A 16621-nucleotide genomic window follows, 5' to 3' on the forward strand; every position below is an offset into this window, starting at 1 on the left:
CAGAGTCTTCCGCCTGGATCACAGGCTGCCGCTCGATACCTTTCGAGGGGGCGAAGAAGAAACTGACCTCAGTCTAGCCGCCGTTTGGTTATCAGCAACTCCTCCCTACACGCAGTTTGCAGAAGTGCCGATGACTTCCGGCGCATTGGGTAGATCAGACAAAGCAAGCGGCGTACCAGAACCTGAAACGCCGTCGCACGCGGCTGTGCGCTTCATTGCCGGGCTCGGTACAGGTAACCTCGCTGCAGATTGCTGCATTTTTATCTGCGCCCGCACCAACCTGGCGCGTGCCGCCCGAACGGAGCCCAACATGAGTGACCCGCTGATCATCGAACCCGCAACTACCGCCGACGCGTGCGTCATTTGGTTGCACGGCCTCGGCGCCGACCGCTACGACTTCCAGCCAGTCGCCGAAGCGTTACAGGAACAGCTGACGACGACACGCTTCGTGCTACCCCAGGCACCGACTCGCGCGGTCACTATTAACGGTGGCTGGGCCATGCCGAGCTGGTATGACATCCTCGCGATGAGCCCCGCTCGCGCAATCGACCAGGCGCAACTGGAACAGTCAGCGCAAAGCGTGATCGACCTGATCGAGTCACAGCGCGACAGTGGCATCGATCCCGCTCGCATTTTTCTGGCCGGCTTCTCTCAAGGCGGTGCAGTCGTCTACCACACAGCCTTCCTGCGCTGGCCCGGCCCTTTGGGTGGTGTCATCGCCCTTTCCAGCTACGCACCGACCTTCAATCAGGACCTGAAGCTGTCGCCCTTGCAGGCCGCGCTTCCCGTACTGACGCTACACGGTGCGAGGGATGATGTCGTGCTGCCGGCAATGGGGCGTGCCGCCTATGACTGCCTGATACAGAACCAAGTCCAGGCACAATGGAAGGACTACCCGATGGCCCACGAAGTGGTACCCGAGGAAATTCGCGACATCGGCGAATGGCTGGCCGCTCAACTGGATTGATGTCCTCAGCGATAGTTGACCAACTGCAAAGAAAAAATGTGACGCTGCGCGCCTGTCTTGGTTGGTGATTAAAGCTACGCTTGGCTTGTAGAACAAAACTTGATGCGCCTGCCGTTGTAGCGCTGCATCGCGGCCAGCAGAAGCCGACCTAGCCAGCCTTGAAGGGATGCGTGCGATAGCCATGACGAGGATGTCATCCGAGCGGATTGTGCAGCCATGAACCCGGCCAGCTGGCGGGTAGAAATGCATCACCTCAGACAGGCGCGCCTGCTAGACCGAGTAGACGAGCCCTGCCTGCGCCTGCTGCAGGAAGTCTTCGAGCCCTGCACGGCCGCGCCTGGCGAGGTTCTGTTATCGCCGCACGAGTACAACCACTATCTTTATCTGGTGCTCGGAGGTGAGCTGGCGGTTCATCTGGATTCGCTCGAAGGCAGCCCTGTTCGTTTAATCGGTCCGGGCGAATGCGCTGGCGAAATCAGCTTCATGGACGATCTGCCACCTTCGGCCTACGTCCTCGCCCTGAAGGATACGGTCTTGCTGCGCGTGCATCGACGCTCGATGCAGTTACTGACCCGCTCGCCACAGTTGATGCAGAACCTGGCCGAACTGCTCTGCCAGCGCGTGCGCCTGAGTGACCGGCTGATCATCAACAGCGAGCAGAACGCCAATATCGACAAGCTGACCGGCTCGTTCAACCGCCGTTGGCTAGAGCATATCTACGGGCGCGAAAGTGCCCGCTGCGCACTCGGTGGCCAGCCGCTGTCGTTGCTCATGCTAGATGTCGACCGTTTCAAGGAGTACAACGACAGACATGGCCACCTGGCTGGCGATCATGCGCTGTGCCTGGTAGTCAACACGCTCGGCAAATTGCTGCGCCCAGCCGACAGCCTGGTGCGCTACGGCGGTGAAGAGTTCGTAGTGCTGCTGCCCGAAATGACCTTTGAAGATGCACAGAACGCGGCAGAGCGATTGCGGCGCAGTCTTGCTGAGATCAACTCGTTTCATTCGCCGATTGGCTTATTGCCGGGTGTGACCATCTCGATCGGCGTAGCGCCGATGCGATTGAACGATGATCTGGACAGCCTCATCAATCTGGCAGATCGAGCACTTTACCGAGCCAAGGAACAGGGCCGAAATCGCGTTTGCGCGTGATGGTGCAGCGGCGGACCATTCCGGAGCACCTTCGCCGTATCTGCTTCTTGCATTACACTGGCGGGCAAACCTTATAAGACACAGACGAGAAGACCGTGCTCAAAGCACTCAAGAAGATGTTTGGCAAAGGCTCGAATGAGTCTGCTGCCACCGAGATTGAAAGCGGCACCTCAACACACCAGGGCGTTTGCGGTCCGGTGCACGCCGAAAAGACCAAGACGCAACAGGATGATGCTCCAAAGACGAGCAGCAAGCCGCGCCGCGAACGGGCAAGCAAGCCGAATATTCCACCCGCGCCAGCCTGGAAGCCGGAAGATTTCACCGTCGAGCCCGCCGCAGGCAAGACCCGCTTTCACGATTTCAAGCTCGCCCCCGAGCTGATGCACGCCATCCACGACCTCGGCTTTCCTTATTGCACGCCCATCCAGGCGGAGGTTCTCGGTTTTACGCTCAAGGGCCGTGATGCCATCGGTCGGGCCCAGACCGGCACCGGCAAGACCGCCGCGTTTCTGATCTCGACCATCACCCAGCTGCTACAAACGCCACCGCCAGCTGATCGTTACATGGGCGAGCCACGAGCGCTGATCATCGCGCCGACTCGCGAGCTGGTCGTTCAAATTGCCAATGACGCACTTAACCTGACCAAGTACACCGGTTTGAACGTCATGAGCTTTGTCGGCGGCATGGATTTCGACAAGCAGCTCAAGGCACTCGAATCCCGCTATTGCGACATTCTGGTGGCAACGCCAGGACGCTTGCTGGACTTCAACCAGCGCGGCGAAGTGCACCTAGACATGGTTGAGGTGTTGGTCCTCGACGAAGCGGATCGCATGTTGGACATGGGTTTCATTCCTCAGGTTCGCCAGATTATTCGCCAGACCCCGCCGAAGAGCGAACGCCAGACGCTATTGTTCTCGGCCACGTTCACCGAAGACGTAATGAACCTGGCCAAGCAATGGACAACGGATCCGGCAATCGTCGAGATCGAAGCGGTCAATGTCGCCAGCGACACGGTCGAGCAGCATGTCTACGCGGTGGCAGGTAGCGACAAGTACAAGCTGTTGTACAACCTGATCACCCAAAACGACTGGACCCGTGTAATGGTGTTTGCCAACCGCAAGGACGAGGTGCGCCGCATCGAGGAGCGCCTGACCCGCGACGGTATCAGCGCCGTACAGATGTCAGGCGATGTTCCGCAGCACAAGCGTATCCGTGCGCTTGAAGGCTTCCGGGAGGGCAAGATTCGCGTGATGGTGGCCACCGACGTCGCCGGCCGTGGGATTCACGTCGATGGCATCAGCCACGTGATCAATTTCACCCTGCCCGAAGTACCTGACGACTATGTGCACCGCATCGGCAGGACAGGTCGGGCGGGGGCCAGCGGTACCTCGATCAGCTTTGCCGGCGAAGATGATGCCTTTGCCCTGCCGGCCATCGAGGCGTTGCTGGGTCGAAAGATCAGCTGCGAGATGCCGCCGGCCGAGCTGCTGGCGGCCGTCCCACCCAAGCGCTAAGGCTGAAAATGAAAAAGGCGAAGCTGTAACGGCTTCGCCTTTTTGTATCCACTTTCGCCGCTGCGCCCTGGCTTTGATTTCCGCAAGCAACGCTGAGTGACCGTGCTGCGCTGAACGGGCACCGTTCCGTGCGATCGACGCGCTAGATAGCATTCGGCTAGCTGCCCTACCCCTGCCGCCAGCGATCGGCTGCAGCCTGATCGCTGCAGCGACCTTCTACCCAGCGCGTTCCCGTCGGGGTGTCTTCCTTTTTCCAGAAAGGCGCACGGGTCTTCAAGTAATCCATGACGAATCGACACCCATCAAAGGCCGCCTCTCGATGGGCGCTGGCCGCCCCGACAAAAACGATCGGCTCACCCGGCTCCAGCCGCCCTACCCGATGCAGAATTTCCAGCGTGAGCAACGGCCAACGTTCAGTCGCCTCGTCGACGATTTTCTGCAGCGCCTTCTCCGTCATTCCCGGAGCGTGCTCAAGGAACATTCCGGCAACGTCGCGACCGTCATTGAAGTCACGCACGTAACCGACGAAACCTGTCACCGCACCGATGCCAAGATTGGCCGCGTGCACGGCATTAAGCTCGGCGCCTGGATCGAACGGATCCTGCTGGACTCGTACACCCATGGTCAACCTCCCGTCACGGTGGGAAAGAATGCCACTTCATCGCCGTCGGCTAACGGCTCGTCAAGGCCGCACAATTCCTGATTGCGCGCGCACATCAAATTTTGTTCGTCTAGCACCGCCCACTCGTCGCCACGTGCCAGCAGTTGCAAGCGAAGGTCGTCCACGACTCGCCAGGAGGCGTCCCAATCCAATTGTTCTGAATCACGGCCCAGGGCTTCACGGTAGCGTGCGAAAAACTGAACCTGGATCATGCCGGCACCTGCCAGTGGCCACTCTTGCCGCCAAGTTTTTCCAACAATCGAACACCCTCGATGACCATGCCCTTATCGACCGCTTTGCACATGTCATAGATTGTTAGCGCAGCGACACTTGCCGCGGTCAGCGCCTCCATTTCCACACCGGTCTGACCCGCCAGCTTGCAGCGCGCCTCGATGCGCACGCAGTCGTTGCCGTCCGGCTGCAGATCGAGCTTAATGCTGGTCAGCAATAGTGGGTGACAAAGCGGGATCAGGTCATGGGTCTTTTTTGCTGCCTGAATGCCCGCGATTCGAGCAACCGCGAAGACGTCGCCCTTAGGGTGCCCGCCCTGCTGGATCATCTGCAGGGTTTCGGGAAGCATGCGGACCCTGGCCTCCGCCACCGCCTCGCGCGCCGTGACGGCCTTGGCGGTTACGTCGACCATGTTGGCCCGCCCTTGAGAATCGAGATGGGTGAGCATTTTTCATCCTGCTAAAACTGTGGGGGTCCCGCAGTTTAGCGCAGCTGGAGGCTGGAGGCTGGGCGCTCGCTTCCTTCCAGTCAGCCTTTGCTGGAGCGTTGGTTCCAGCCTCCTGCGGCCTTTTTACATATGGGCCTCGGCATACTCGGCCAGGACCGAGCGAGGAACGCCCTGCAAGGTGATGTGCATCCCGTGCGGGAAATCCTTGAACCGTTCGGTGAGGTAGGTGAGCCCCGAGCTGGTTGCAGACAAGTAAGGCGTATCAATCTGAGCCAGGTTACCGAGGCAGACTACCTTCGACCCGCTACCGGCACGGGTAATGATGGTCTTCATCTGGTGCGGGGTAAGGTTCTGGCATTCATCAATTAGGATCAGGCTCTGCTGGAAGCTGCGTCCGCGAATGTAGTTGAGCGATTTGAACTGCAACGGCACTTTTTGCAGGATGTAGTCGACGCTGCCATGGGTGCTTTCGTCGTCCATATGCAGCGCTTCGAGGTTATCGGTGATCGCACCCAGCCAGGGCTCCATCTTTTCCGCCTCGGTGCCCGGCAAAAAGCCGATGTCTTCATCCAGCCCCTGCACGCTGCGTGTCGCGATGATGCGGCGGTAGCGCTTGCTGACCACCGTCTGCTCGATGGCCGCTGCCAATGCCAGAATCGTCTTGCCCGACCCCGCAGCACCCGACAGATTGACCAAATGGATATCCGGATCAAGCAGCGCGAAGAGCGCCAGTGCCTGGTGGATATCCCGCGGCTTCAGACCCCAGGCTTCCTGATGAAGCAACGGCTCCTGATGCATGTCGAGCAGTAGCAACTCGTCGGCCTTGATGCCCTTGATCCAGCCAACGAAGCCTTGCTCATCGAGAATGAACTCATTGACGTGCACGGCTGGCAGATTGTCGATCAGTTGTACCCGGTGCCATGTCCGGCCATGCCCCTGGTGGGTATCAACCTTACTGACCCTGTCCCAGAACGACCCGCTGAGGCTGTGGTAGCCGCGTGACAGCTGCCCAACATCGTCGACCAGCTTGTCGGTGTGATAGTCCTCTGAGGCAACGCCACAGGCACGCGCCTTTAGCCGCATATTGATGTCATTGGTGACCAAAACCACCGGTACGCCGGCACTACGCCGCTGCAGATCCACGACCTGATTGATGATCTTGTTGTCGTTGAGATCCTCTGGCAGCCCGCTCGAATCGGCGACCTTGCTCATCAGGATCGACAGGCTGCCACAAGGGCCGCTTTTCTCACGCTGGATGGGAACGCCGAGCTCCACTTCTTCGGGGGTGGCGTCCCCCAGCACCTTGTCGATCAGGCGAATCGCCTGTCGGCATTCAGCAGCCACGGTGTGCTTGCCGGTCTTGAGTTGGTCCAGCTCTTCGAGCACGGTCATCGGGATGGCGACCTGATGCTCCTGGAAATTCAATAGCGCGTTGGGGTCGTGAATCAGAACATTGGTATCGAGAACGTAAAGGGTGGGCTGAGTTGCGCGGGGTCTGCCGTAGTCATCCATACGCGATCACCTTTTCGGAGCCGGTTCGACGGAGAGCCAAAGCACTCCGCCGTAGAAAGAACCACCGTGCGCAAGATGAGCGGACTTGGGTAGCAGGGGCTTGGGGCCACCCAGAGGCCGCCACCTGTGAGTGCAGGTTTCGGCGGTCTTACATCAGGTAATACCGCAAAAAAGATGACAGGAAAAAGTCTTTTTCGAACTGATGACATTTTTTTTAACGAAACGACGGATAACGCTTGGCGCACGCCTGTTCGAGGACTAGTCTCGCTGATCAACCTGTGCGTTTTCGCCGCACCGGTTCACCTCCGCCGTCACGTGAACCAGCTCTGGAAACCCGGCCAGTTGCGCTTTGTAGCAATCGGCCGAATATGGCTGGTGAGTAACGATGCTGACGATGCAACTGTATTGCGCTCGCCCGACTCGCCAGAGGTGCAAGTCGGTCACATCGGTATCCGGCACTTGTTCCAACTGTTCCCGCACTCGCCGCACCAGCGGGTCGTCCATTTCCCGGTCCAGCAAAGCCTTCGTCGTTTCACGCAGCAAACCTTTGGCCCAGATCAGAATAACGATCGCACCGATAATCCCCATCAGGGGATCCAGCCACCCCCACCCGAAGTACTTGCCCCCCAGCAAGGCAACGATTGCCGCAACGGAGGTCAGGCCATCAGTCAAGACATGGATGAAAGCTGCATGACGGTTCAGGTCCTTGCCTGCCCCGCTTGAATGGTCGTGATCGTGATCGTGATCGTGATCGTGATCGTGATCGTGATCGTGGCCATGATGATGGTGCTGGTCGCGCAGCAACCAGGCTGACAGCATATTCACCAACAAACCGATCACCGCGACCCATAGCGCCTCGTCAAAACCGATCGGCGCCGGTGACCAGAAGCGCACTAGCGATTCACCGATCATCAGCAATGCCACCATGACCAGCAAGACAGCGCTGGCAAAACCTGCCAGCACCTCGATCTTCCAGGTATCGAAGGCAAAACGCCGATCGTGCACGTAACGTCGGGCCAGCCAGTAGGCGGTTGCCGCCATGCCGATAGCCACCATGTGCGACGCCATATGCCAACCGTCTGCCAGCAACGCCATCGAATTGAACCAGTAGCCGGCAACGATCTCTGCGACCATCGTCAGGCCGGTTAACAGCACCACCGCCCAGGTCTGTTTTTCCGCCCCCTGCTCCAGAGGACGGTAATCGTGCGAGGGCTGCCACTGCGCGTGGTTGCAGTCGGTCATGTTTCCTCCTTCGTTAGCTAAAGAGAAGCGTGCCCCCTTAGCTCGGGTCAAGGTCAACACCTAATCGAGGCCATAGCTGGAGCGGCGATGGGTATAACGCCTAGAATCCGCTCACATTAAAGGAGACCGTTGCATGCTGATGGTGATTTCCCCAGCCAAGACTCTGGACTACGACACCCCACCGACAACCCAACGTTTCACCCTGCCCGAACATTTGGATCACGCGCAGGCGCTGATCAGTCAACTACGCGATATGTCGCCTCAGCAAATCGGCGAACTGATGCACCTTTCCGACAAGCTCGCAGCGCTCAACGGCGCGCGCTATGGCAGCTGGGATGCAGACTTTACGCCGGGTAATGCCAAGCAGGCGCTGCTTGCGTTCAAGGGCGACGTTTACACCGGGCTGGACGCCAATGAGCTCACTGAAGAAGATCTCGATTTCGCTCAGCACCACCTGCGTATGCTGTCCGGGCTCTACGGCGTGCTGCGACCACTGGATCTGATGCAGCCCTATCGTCTGGAAATGGGGACAAAGCTGGCCAATCCACGCGGCAAGGATCTTTACGCTTTCTGGGGCGAACAGATAAGCGAGTGGCTTAACGAAGCACTGGCGGCGCAGGGTGACGATGTATTGCTCAACCTGGCATCAAAAGAATACTTCACTGCTGTGAAACGCAAGGCACTGAAAGCCCGGGTGATCGACGTTGACTTCAAGGATATGAAGAACGGCCAATACAAGATCATCAGTTTCTACGCAAAGAAGGCCCGGGGCCTGATGAGCCGCTTCGTCATCAAGGAACGCGTCCAGGATCCTGAGCAGCTGAAAGACTTTGATTACGACGGCTATCGTTATTGCCCTGACAGCTCGACCCCTGACCACTTGGTCTTTTTACGAGACGCTCAGGACTGAAAACAGCGCCACCCCCTCGTTTTTTACTCAGGGGGAATCGCATCATCCCGCATAGAACACTGCTTCTGGTGTACCACGGACCTGTAACCTGCCGAGGATAAAGCCCTCCTGCGCCAGCGGACTGCCGCTTTTTCGATGCCCGTCAAAAACTCCCCGATCGACGGCAGGCGTCCGGGGAACTATCCGAAGGCACCAGCAATCATAAGCGCGTACCGGCATTTCCAGATGGAAAGGGACGTCGCACATGAACGTGCAGTGGAATTCAAAACAATGTATTCGGCCTGTCAGCCAGGACACAATTTTAGTGACCTCCGGCATGTCCGACAGAGGACAGACGGGCTGGATCGGCGCGGTGCCAGTGCTAAGTCAAGACTGTCAAACGCGTCAATTTCGGGCAGCTGGCCCACAGCAGAGCAGCGCGGCTCCCGGCCTTTTCAAGATTGATGAAAGCCTTGCAGGCGCCCGGTTCGAATCCGCTATCCGCTCTGCTTTAGCAAGTGCGGCGGCCATCGACTATCAGACAGCACACCCCACATTCAGGCTCGGAGCACGCAGTTCGCCCCGAAAGCAGTTTTCCTGTTGGAAAACGGAACTTGATGGCACGCGGCACCTGAAGGCCCGACCAAGAAGCGTATGGCGAGCACAGACATCTGGCCGCCCACATGGACAAGAAGAACTTCCCCTTCTCAACGATTCAGGAGATACAACATGATTCCGGTCATCCTCTCAGGCGGCAGCGGTTCCCGACTCTGGCCTCTTTCGCGCAAGGCCTTTCCCAAGCAGTTCCTCGCCCTGACGGCCGAGCAAACGCTGTTTCAGCAAACCATTGAGCGCCTGGCCTTTGAAGGCATGCAAGCGCCGCTGCTGGTCTGCAACAAGGAGCACCGGTTCATCGTTAAAGAGCAGCTGGCCGCACGAAAGCTTCAAACCCAGGGCCTCATGCTCGAACCCTTCGGCCGTAATACCGCGCCGGCGATTGCCATCGCAGCGATGAAGCTGCTTGCCGATGAGCGTGACGAGCTGCTGCTGGTGCTGCCGGCCGACCACGTCATCGAAGACCATAAAGCCTTCCAGCGCTCACTCGCCCTGGCCACCAATGCAGCCGAAAACGGCGGAATGGTGCTGTTCGGTATTCCGGCCACCAGCCCCGAAACCGGCTACGGCTACATCAAGTGCGATCATCAGGGACGCAACGGCCTGCCTGAAGGCGTCAACCGCGTCACACAGTTCGTCGAGAAGCCGGACGAGGTCCGCGCTCAGGAATACGTTGATTCCGGCGACTACTACTGGAACAGCGGCATGTTTCTGTTCCGTGCCAGTGTGTTCCTTGACGAGCTGAAGAAGCACGACCCGGATATCTACGACACCTGCTGGGTGGCGCTGGAGCGCAGCATCAAGAATGGTGAAGAGCTGCTGATCGACCCAGCCACCTTTGCCTGCTGCCCCGACAACTCGATCGACTATGCCGTGATGGAGAAAACCGAACTGGCATGTGTCGTTCCGATGTCCGCAGGCTGGAGCGATGTGGGATCCTGGTCATCGCTTTGGGATGTCCTGGAAAAAGACGAAAACGGTAACGTGACCCGCGGCGACGTGATTGTCGAAGACAGCCGCAACTGTCTCGTGCACGGTAACGGCAAGCTGGTAACCGTGGTTGGTCTGGACAACATCGTGGTAGTTGAGACCAAGGACGCGACGATGATCGCCCATAAGGACAAGGTGCAGGACGTCAAGAAGCTGGTGAACAAGCTCGACGCCATGAAGCGCTCCGAAACGCAGAACCACTGTGCGGTCTACCGTCCTTGGGGCTGGTACGACTCGGTCGATATGGGCGGCCGCTTCCAGGTCAAGCGAATCTGCGTCAACCCAGGCGCACAGCTGTCATTGCAGATGCACCATCATCGTGCCGAGCATTGGATCGTCGTCTCGGGCACTGCGCAGGTCACCTGCAACGACAAGACCTTCCTTCTCACCGAGAACCAGTCGACCTACATTCCGGTGACGTCCATTCACCGCCTTGCCAATCCAGGCAAGATCCCACTGGAGATTATCGAGGTCCAGTCGGGCAGTTATCTGGGCGAGGATGACATTGAGCGTCTGGATGACGTATATGGCCGAGCGCCAAATGACCTGGCCAACCAGTCGGCTCGCTAAGATCAGATGTAGCAAAAAAACCGCGCCGAATCAGGCGCGGTTTTTTATTAACGAATGTTTTACGGCGGCTTGAAACCGCAGAACCCACTTGTTTGCTCCGGCCAGAGTCTGGCCGCTAAATATTGTCGTTAAAGCTCAAGCTGGGGCTTTCCTTCTGCGATAACTCGCGCAGTCAGAGTTCATACGACCTACATCGCATTTAACTATCGGGCTGAATGCAGTTTAACGTCACACTTGTTTAGCCCTGGCCGCTTGCAGTACTGTCTCTCCTATCGCATACGTACTCAATTCGAGCCGGGCCTCATTTCGAGGCCAGAAGCTCGCGCCCCTTAGCGCGCCGCGCTGAAAATAAACCTTTAATAAAGAGGCAATACAAGACGTGACAAAAGAAGAGCTACGCGCCGAACTGGAGAAACAAGCCAATCGTTTCCAGGCTGTCTACGGCGGGGAAATCACAACCTATGCCGCGCAGCCTGATCCAGAACGAAAGCCATGGCGTAAAAAGCCGACCGTCCATGATCAAGTATTCAAGGCCGAGTTGCAGAAGATCGAAAAAGAGTTGTCAGAGCAAGCCTCAGAGGCCAAGTGAACTGCGGCACCGTGAATGCGCACCGAAAGCACAACCCTCAGAAATTAAGCAGCCGTAGCTGATTGATTCTGCTCAGCGCTTACCGCCCAATAAAGAGCCAAGAAGCCCTCGCGCCAACTGCCGACCTAATTGTGTCGCAGCCTGACGCATAGCGCTCTTGAAAACCTGGCCGGCTGCTTCACCTAACGCATCGGCAACACCATTTTTTGACACCGACTCGTTCGCTTGTGGCTGGCTCTCGGAAGCCTGCTTTGCCCGCTCGAGCAATATTTCGTAAGCAGACTCACGATCGACCGATCTGTCGTAACGCCCTCCCAGGGGGGAGCCGGCGATCAGGTCGTGTCTCTCACGCTGGGTTAGCGGCCCGACCCGCGACTGAGGCGGCGCGACCGCAACACGCTGAACCATCGACGGCATGCCTCTATCCTCAAGGCCACCGACCAGCGCCTCGCCGGTTCCCAGATTGGACAAAGTGTCCATCGATGAAAACGCTGGGTTGGCGCGAAAACCGTCCGCCACCGCACGCAGCGCTTTCTGCTCCTTGACCGTGTATGCCCTGAGTCCGTGCTGCACGCGGAGGCCTAACTGAGCCAGCACATCATCCGGCAGGTCCGTGGGGCTTTGGGTTACGAAATAGACGCCAACGCCCTTCGAGCGAATCAACCTGACCACTTGCAGCAACCTGTCCTGCAATGCCTTCGGGGTCCCGTTGAACAACAGATGTGCTTCGTCGAAGAACAGTGCGAGCAGTGGTCGATCAGCGTCACCACGCTCAGGAAGCTGTTCGAACAGCTCGGCCAACAGCCACAGCAGAAAGGTTGCATAGACCTTGGGGGCCTGATGGACGAGCTGGCTGGCGTCGAGCAGGTGAATCCGTCCGCGCCCGTCGCCCGCAGGCTGCAGAATGTCTTCAAGCGCCAGCGCCGGCTCACCGAACAGCGCCTCGGCGCCTTGCTGCTCCAGCGTTGCCAAACGCCGTAACAGCGCCTGGGACGATGCGCTGGTTAGCAAGGCCGCATCATCACCGAGCACTTCAGGATGTTTTTTCAGGTGAGCAAGCAAGGCCTTGAGGTCTTTCAGATCGAGCAACAGCAGCGCTTCGCGATCAGCGACCTTGAATGCGGCATAGAGTGCTGCCTGCTGGCTGTCGCTCAGCTCCAGCAGATTGCCCAACAGCAAGGGGCCCATCTCTGTCAGCGTGGTCCTCAGCGGATGACCGCTCACACCGTGCACGTCCCACAAAATCACCGGATAGGCCTGGGGGCGATGGTCGAGCCAAGGCATGCTGGCGATCCGTTCGGCGATCTTTCCTTGCGGCTCGCCAGCCGCGCCCAGGCCACACAAGTCACCTTTGATATCCGCTGCGAAAACCGCTACGCCAGCCTCGCTGAATTGCTCAGCGAGGCGCTGTAAGGTCACAGTCTTGCCGGTGCCTGTAGCGCCGGCGATCAAACCGTGGCGGTTGGCCAGATGCAGCGGGTGGGAGTTCGGCTCGCCCGTCGCGTCAGCACCCAGTACCAGGCAGTTTGTCTGTTTCATCCGCAGGCCTCGAACTGAACAATGGAGTATTCGGCAGCGTCAATCAATCGGCCTTCGAGTCGCTGGCTTTAGCGCCGACCACAGCGTCGCTTTCGCCAACAGAGGTATCGAGCGCCTCCACATGCCGCTCCCAGAGCGCTTCGGCACCTGGGAAGTCGGTGCCGAGGTCGGGCCCCAGCCGGTTCGGATCGTAGCGTTGAGTACAACCGCTACCGATGATTGGTGGCGCTTTCGCGCCAGCCTTGTCCAGTGGGTCGCTCATCTTGCCTCCCGCGCCAATGACGCTGGATCAGTTAAATACCAGCGTCTTGTTGCTATGCACCAGCACCCGCTCTTCTAGGTGATAGCGCAAACCACGGGACAGCACCATCTTTTCCACGTCCTTGCCCAGCCGAACCATGTCCTCGATGCTGTCTCTATGACTGACACGCACCACGTCCTGCTCGATGATCGGCCCGGCATCAAGCTCTTCTGTCACATAGTGGCAGGTCGCACCTATGAGCTTGACCCCTCGCAGCGAGGCCTGGTGGTAAGGTTTTGCACCGACGAACGACGGCAGAAAGCTGTGATGGATGTTAATCACCCGTTGCGCATATTCCTCGCAAAGCTCAGCCGGCAAGATTTGCATGTAGCGCGCCAATACGATGGCATCGGCGCTCTGATCCCTAACCAAGCGCGACACTTCGGCGAAAGCTTCTTCCTTGCGTCCCGGCTGGACGGGCACATGGAAATACGGAATGCCATGCCATTCGACCATACTGCGCAGATCGTCGTGGTTGGAGATCACGCAAGGAATGTCACAGTCCAGCTCCCCGCTGTGCCAACGATGCAGCAGATCAGCGAGGCAGTGCGACTCACGGCTGGCCATCAGCACTACTCGCTTGCGCTGGGCAGAGTCGGTAATGCGCCATTCCATGGAGAACTCGCGCGCTATTGGCGCAAACGCCTGGCGAAAGCCATCTAGATCAAAGGGCAGTGAGTCGGCCCGGATCTCATGCCGCATGAAGAACCAGCCACTCTGATGATCGGAATGGTGATTGGCTTCGGTGATCCAGCCGTTGTATGTCGCCAGGAAATTGCCGACCTTGGCCACAATGCCGACGCCGTCGGGACAGGCGATAACCAGCCTGAAAGTGCGCATTCTTAAGTTAACTCCGGCTTGCTCATAAAGACCCGGCATTCTAGCGCAGCGAAGAAAATCACCACCAAATTATTCAAGCCGGAGCCTGGCACGCCCTACTACCGTCGCCACACGCGGCGCGTGCGGACCACTTGATTTGTAAAAACCATGATTGAAACCTTAATAGTCGGGGTTCAAGTTGCTGGGAAACGCCCCAGCGAGCAAAGGAAACGCAACGCCGCAACAGGTTGCGGAATTGCTTAATCAAATACCGGGACGGCATAAATAAGCCAAACGTGATCCGTCGCACGCTCCGGTTATGTGCATTAGTTCGCCCTAGCCACGTTTAACTACAGCCACGCGCGCCTTACGCACCACGATGAAACAAACTGAGTAAACTTTGTTCAGAGCAACATTTACTTGTCTGCAGCAGCTGTCTATGATTGCTGTCACTTGCGTTCAAACCTATACCAAGGAAGTGACATGTCGCTGATCAACGAATACCGCGCTACTGAAGAAGCTATCAAGGAACTACAGGAGCGCCTGAAATCCTTGTCCGAAGATGACAAGCTGAAAAAGGAACTCGAGTTTGAAGGCAAACTGCGCGAGCTGATGGGTGAATATCAGAAGTCCCTCCGCGACATTATCAGTCTGCTCGATCCAGATGCCCGCAGCAACAAGACGCAACGCGCATCCAAAGCGCCTACTGCAACCAAGCGCGCCCGTCGCGTCAAACAGTACAAGAACCCTCACAACGGTGAAGTGATTGAAACCAAAGGCGGGAATCACAAGACGTTGAAAGAATGGAAAGCACAATGGGGTTCCGACGAGGTTGAAAGCTGGGCCACCCTGTTGGGCTAAGTTTTACGCCGCACCCCAAAAGCCATTTGACGTAGTCATGCTGCGCCAGATGGCTTTTTTGTTTCACGACCAAGCATCTTCAGAGCATGTAACGTTCGCGTAATCCGCGTACATGTATTAACCATAGCTGTAGAAGACGCGCTTGTTCGGGTGTGGTTGATGGCAATAAATCCTGCGCAGCTTTTTCAAATTGCTCCAAGGTGTTCGGAGCCCCGAACTCGGGTACCATCAAGCGCTGCCGGCAGAAGGCACGCCACTGCTCGGCTTCGACGGGTGATAAACATTCGGGAAAGTTACGCGCGCGATAGCGGAAATGCAGTTCTGGCAAGCGCGGGTCATCAAACGGCAGTGCGGCGCCTGTCGAAAGAGGCGAAGTACTTCGGACCTGTTCGCACAGTCGCCGGTCGCGCTCATTGAAAAAGCCGTCATACAACTGCTGCTCCGGATCGGCCAAACCCTCGAAGACATCCTCTTGGTAAATGTCGGCAAGCTTCCAGCTCCACTCCGGTTCGCGCCCACGTATGTCGGCCGCTCTCGACTCGCAACATTGGATATCCAGCCCCAACCGCGCCATATCCGATGGACGCAGGACACTCATTGGTGCCAGCACGGGGCAGCGGTTCATGTGCACGAGTTTCAAGGGAATCGGAAGTTGCTCCCCCAAGTCTTCCCGACGGGTATAGAGCCGTTTGCGAATGGCCTCGGCCTGCTCTTCCCACAGCGGCGCACAGTCGGCATTCAAATCACAGACGATCAATGCATTACGGTTGCGAGGATGCCAACCCAGCGGCAAGACCACTGATAGAAAATGGCGCGCAGCGGAAAACCGACCCGATATATGCACCATCGGTTTGAGCAGCTGGACTTGTTCGATCACCGCATGTTTACGGCGTAGCTTGTAGAGGTAGTCATAGAGACGCGGTTGGCGCTCACGAATCAGGCGAGCCAAGGCAATCGTTGCCCGCACATCGGACAATGCATCATGGGCATGCAAGTGCTCGAGTCCATTGGCAGCACTGAGCCGCTCCAGTTTCAACGTGACTCGACCCTCCTCTTCCGGCCAGACGATGCCTTCTGGCCGCAACGCGTAGGCGGTGCGGACCAGATCAATGAGGTCCCAGCGGCTGTTGCCTCCCTGCCATTCCCGCGCATACGGATCGAAGAAGTTGCGATAGAGACTGTAGCGCAGCACTTCATCATCGAAGCGCAAGCTGTTGTACCCCGCACCACAGGTGCCTGGCACGGCCAGCTCATGGTGCAGCCGGGTCACGAACTCAGCCTCGCACAGGCCTTTTTCCGCCAGCGTGCCAGGCGTGATACCTGTGACCAGGCACGCCGCGGGATGCGGGAGGATGTCGTCACTCAGCTGGCAATAGATGTTCAGCGGTTCGCCAATTTCCTCCAGCGCCTCGTTGGTGCGGATGCCGGCCACCTGCACTGGTCGGTCACAGCGAGGCGATATGCCGGTTGTTTCGAAGTCGTACCAGAAAATGCTGGAGGTCAAGGGAGCTTCCTTCTCGATTGTCGCCCCACAGTCTAACGCCCCAGACCCGCTCTTACCGAACGGTCCGGCGTCTAGTGCAGGTAGGGTTTGAGTAATGACATAAGTAATCCGCTGGCGCATTAATCAAAGTGCCAAGCCGGTTATGGCCGTACATGTCATTCAATGGTTTCATTCAGCAGCACCGCTTCCGCCAGCCGTTGCTCGGTACGCAATGTGC

General features: G+C 58.0%; 16 protein-coding genes. 7 read left to right on the forward strand and 9 right to left on the reverse strand.

Annotated elements, in window-relative coordinates:
• Window positions 1–310: 310 nt before the first annotated feature.
• The 3 genes from AAGW23_RS05795 to rhlB all read left to right on the forward strand — a co-directional run bounded on the left by AAGW23_RS05795 (window position 311) and on the right by rhlB (window position 3633).
• Complete coding sequence (locus tag AAGW23_RS05795) at window positions 311–967, forward strand: alpha/beta hydrolase (protein ID WP_342405376.1); 657 nt, start codon at window positions 311–313, stop codon at window positions 965–967.
• A gap of 216 nt (window positions 968–1183) precedes the next feature.
• A complete protein-coding gene (locus tag AAGW23_RS05800; RefSeq protein WP_342405377.1) occupies window positions 1184–2119 on the forward strand; it encodes a GGDEF domain-containing protein in 936 nt (311 codons plus the stop codon).
• 95 nt (window positions 2120–2214) lie between these two features.
• Window positions 2215–3633, forward strand: coding sequence for an ATP-dependent RNA helicase RhlB (gene rhlB / locus AAGW23_RS05805; protein WP_342405378.1), 1419 nt, complete (start codon window positions 2215–2217; stop codon window positions 3631–3633).
• A gap of 166 nt (window positions 3634–3799) precedes the next feature.
• On the opposite strand, the gene moaE is transcribed toward rhlB, so the two are convergent.
• The 5 genes from moaE to dmeF all read right to left on the reverse strand — a co-directional run bounded on the left by moaE (window position 3800) and on the right by dmeF (window position 7727).
• Complete coding sequence (moaE, locus tag AAGW23_RS05810; RefSeq protein ID WP_342405379.1) at window positions 3800–4255, reverse strand: molybdopterin synthase catalytic subunit MoaE; 456 nt, start codon at window positions 4253–4255, stop codon at window positions 3800–3802.
• Between the two features lie 2 nt (window positions 4256–4257).
• Window positions 4258–4506, reverse strand: a complete 249-nt coding sequence (locus AAGW23_RS05815) for a MoaD/ThiS family protein (protein ID WP_342405380.1) — start codon at window positions 4504–4506, stop codon at window positions 4258–4260.
• Complete coding sequence (moaC, locus tag AAGW23_RS05820) at window positions 4503–4973, reverse strand: cyclic pyranopterin monophosphate synthase MoaC (protein WP_102835689.1); 471 nt, start codon at window positions 4971–4973, stop codon at window positions 4503–4505. Before moaC ends, AAGW23_RS05815 begins: the two co-directional genes overlap by 4 nt.
• 123 nt (window positions 4974–5096) lie before the next feature.
• Window positions 5097–6485 carry a PhoH family protein gene (locus tag AAGW23_RS05825; RefSeq protein ID WP_102835688.1) on the reverse strand — a complete coding sequence of 463 codons (1389 nt, stop codon included), beginning with the start codon at window positions 6483–6485 and terminating at the stop codon, window positions 5097–5099.
• Between the two features lie 258 nt (window positions 6486–6743).
• Window positions 6744–7727, reverse strand: coding sequence for a CDF family Co(II)/Ni(II) efflux transporter DmeF (gene dmeF, locus AAGW23_RS05830; protein WP_342405381.1), 984 nt, complete (start codon window positions 7725–7727; stop codon window positions 6744–6746).
• Between the two features lie 133 nt (window positions 7728–7860).
• Here dmeF and yaaA point away from each other — a divergent pair, with 133 nt between their 5' ends.
• The 3 genes from yaaA (at window position 7861) to AAGW23_RS05845 (ending at window position 11380) form a co-directional block, all read left to right on the forward strand.
• Window positions 7861–8637 carry a peroxide stress protein YaaA gene (gene yaaA / locus AAGW23_RS05835; protein WP_342405382.1) on the forward strand — a complete coding sequence of 259 codons (777 nt, stop codon included), beginning with the start codon at window positions 7861–7863 and terminating at the stop codon, window positions 8635–8637.
• A gap of 708 nt (window positions 8638–9345) precedes the next feature.
• Entirely contained in the window at window positions 9346–10791 is a 1446-nt protein-coding gene (locus tag AAGW23_RS05840) for a mannose-1-phosphate guanylyltransferase/mannose-6-phosphate isomerase (protein WP_342405383.1), read from the forward strand.
• A gap of 379 nt (window positions 10792–11170) precedes the next feature.
• On the forward strand, window positions 11171–11380 hold the full coding sequence (locus tag AAGW23_RS05845; RefSeq protein ID WP_102835684.1) for a hypothetical protein: 210 nt from the start codon (window positions 11171–11173) through the stop codon (window positions 11378–11380).
• 72 nt (window positions 11381–11452) lie between these two features.
• On the opposite strand, the gene AAGW23_RS05850 is transcribed toward AAGW23_RS05845, so the two are convergent.
• From AAGW23_RS05850 to purU, 3 genes are read right to left on the reverse strand one after another with little or no spacing between them, the layout of a single operon-like run.
• Complete coding sequence (locus AAGW23_RS05850; RefSeq protein WP_342405384.1) at window positions 11453–12919, reverse strand: helicase HerA-like domain-containing protein; 1467 nt, start codon at window positions 12917–12919, stop codon at window positions 11453–11455.
• A gap of 43 nt (window positions 12920–12962) precedes the next feature.
• Window positions 12963–13181 (reverse strand): hypothetical protein, encoded by a 219-nt coding sequence (locus AAGW23_RS05855; RefSeq protein ID WP_342405385.1) that lies wholly within the window; start codon window positions 13179–13181, stop codon window positions 12963–12965.
• A 27-nt stretch (window positions 13182–13208) separates the two neighbouring features.
• Window positions 13209–14060 (reverse strand): formyltetrahydrofolate deformylase, encoded by an 852-nt coding sequence (gene purU, locus AAGW23_RS05860; RefSeq protein WP_342405386.1) that lies wholly within the window; start codon window positions 14058–14060, stop codon window positions 13209–13211.
• A 462-nt stretch (window positions 14061–14522) separates the two neighbouring features.
• On the opposite strand from purU, the gene mvaT reads away from it, so the two are divergent.
• On the forward strand, window positions 14523–14900 hold the full coding sequence (gene mvaT / locus AAGW23_RS05865; protein ID WP_342405387.1) for a histone-like nucleoid-structuring protein MvaT: 378 nt from the start codon (window positions 14523–14525) through the stop codon (window positions 14898–14900).
• Between the two features lie 79 nt (window positions 14901–14979).
• Here mvaT and sbcB read toward each other — a convergent pair whose 3' ends face one another.
• Complete coding sequence (gene sbcB, locus AAGW23_RS05870) at window positions 14980–16404, reverse strand: exodeoxyribonuclease I (RefSeq protein ID WP_342405388.1); 1425 nt, start codon at window positions 16402–16404, stop codon at window positions 14980–14982.
• Between the last annotated feature and the right edge of the window lie 217 nt (window positions 16405–16621).

Source organism: Stutzerimonas chloritidismutans (assembly GCF_038562055.1).
Taxonomy (GTDB): Bacteria; Pseudomonadota; Gammaproteobacteria; order Pseudomonadales; family Pseudomonadaceae; genus Stutzerimonas; species Stutzerimonas chloritidismutans_A.

Coding starts and splice junctions, on each gene's coding strand:
- AAGW23_RS05795 (WP_342405376.1), top strand. CDS start 311: ATGAGTGACCCGCTGATCATCGAACCCGCAACTACCGCCGACGCGTGC.
- AAGW23_RS05800 (WP_342405377.1), top strand. CDS start 1,184: ATGAACCCGGCCAGCTGGCGGGTAGAAATGCATCACCTCAGACAGGCG.
- moaE (WP_342405379.1), bottom strand. CDS start 4,255: ATGGGTGTACGAGTCCAGCAGGATCCGTTCGATCCAGGCGCCGAGCTT.
- AAGW23_RS05815 (WP_342405380.1), bottom strand. CDS start 4,506: ATGATCCAGGTTCAGTTTTTCGCACGCTACCGTGAAGCCCTGGGCCGT.
- moaC (WP_102835689.1), bottom strand. CDS start 4,973: ATGCTCACCCATCTCGATTCTCAAGGGCGGGCCAACATGGTCGACGTA.
- AAGW23_RS05825 (WP_102835688.1), bottom strand. CDS start 6,485: ATGGATGACTACGGCAGACCCCGCGCAACTCAGCCCACCCTTTACGTT.
- dmeF (WP_342405381.1), bottom strand. CDS start 7,727: ATGACCGACTGCAACCACGCGCAGTGGCAGCCCTCGCACGATTACCGT.
- yaaA (WP_342405382.1), top strand. CDS start 7,861: ATGCTGATGGTGATTTCCCCAGCCAAGACTCTGGACTACGACACCCCA.
- AAGW23_RS05840 (WP_342405383.1), top strand. CDS start 9,346: ATGATTCCGGTCATCCTCTCAGGCGGCAGCGGTTCCCGACTCTGGCCT.
- AAGW23_RS05850 (WP_342405384.1), bottom strand. CDS start 12,919: ATGAAACAGACAAACTGCCTGGTACTGGGTGCTGACGCGACGGGCGAG.
- AAGW23_RS05855 (WP_342405385.1), bottom strand. CDS start 13,181: ATGAGCGACCCACTGGACAAGGCTGGCGCGAAAGCGCCACCAATCATC.
- purU (WP_342405386.1), bottom strand. CDS start 14,060: ATGCGCACTTTCAGGCTGGTTATCGCCTGTCCCGACGGCGTCGGCATT.
- mvaT (WP_342405387.1), top strand. CDS start 14,523: ATGTCGCTGATCAACGAATACCGCGCTACTGAAGAAGCTATCAAGGAA.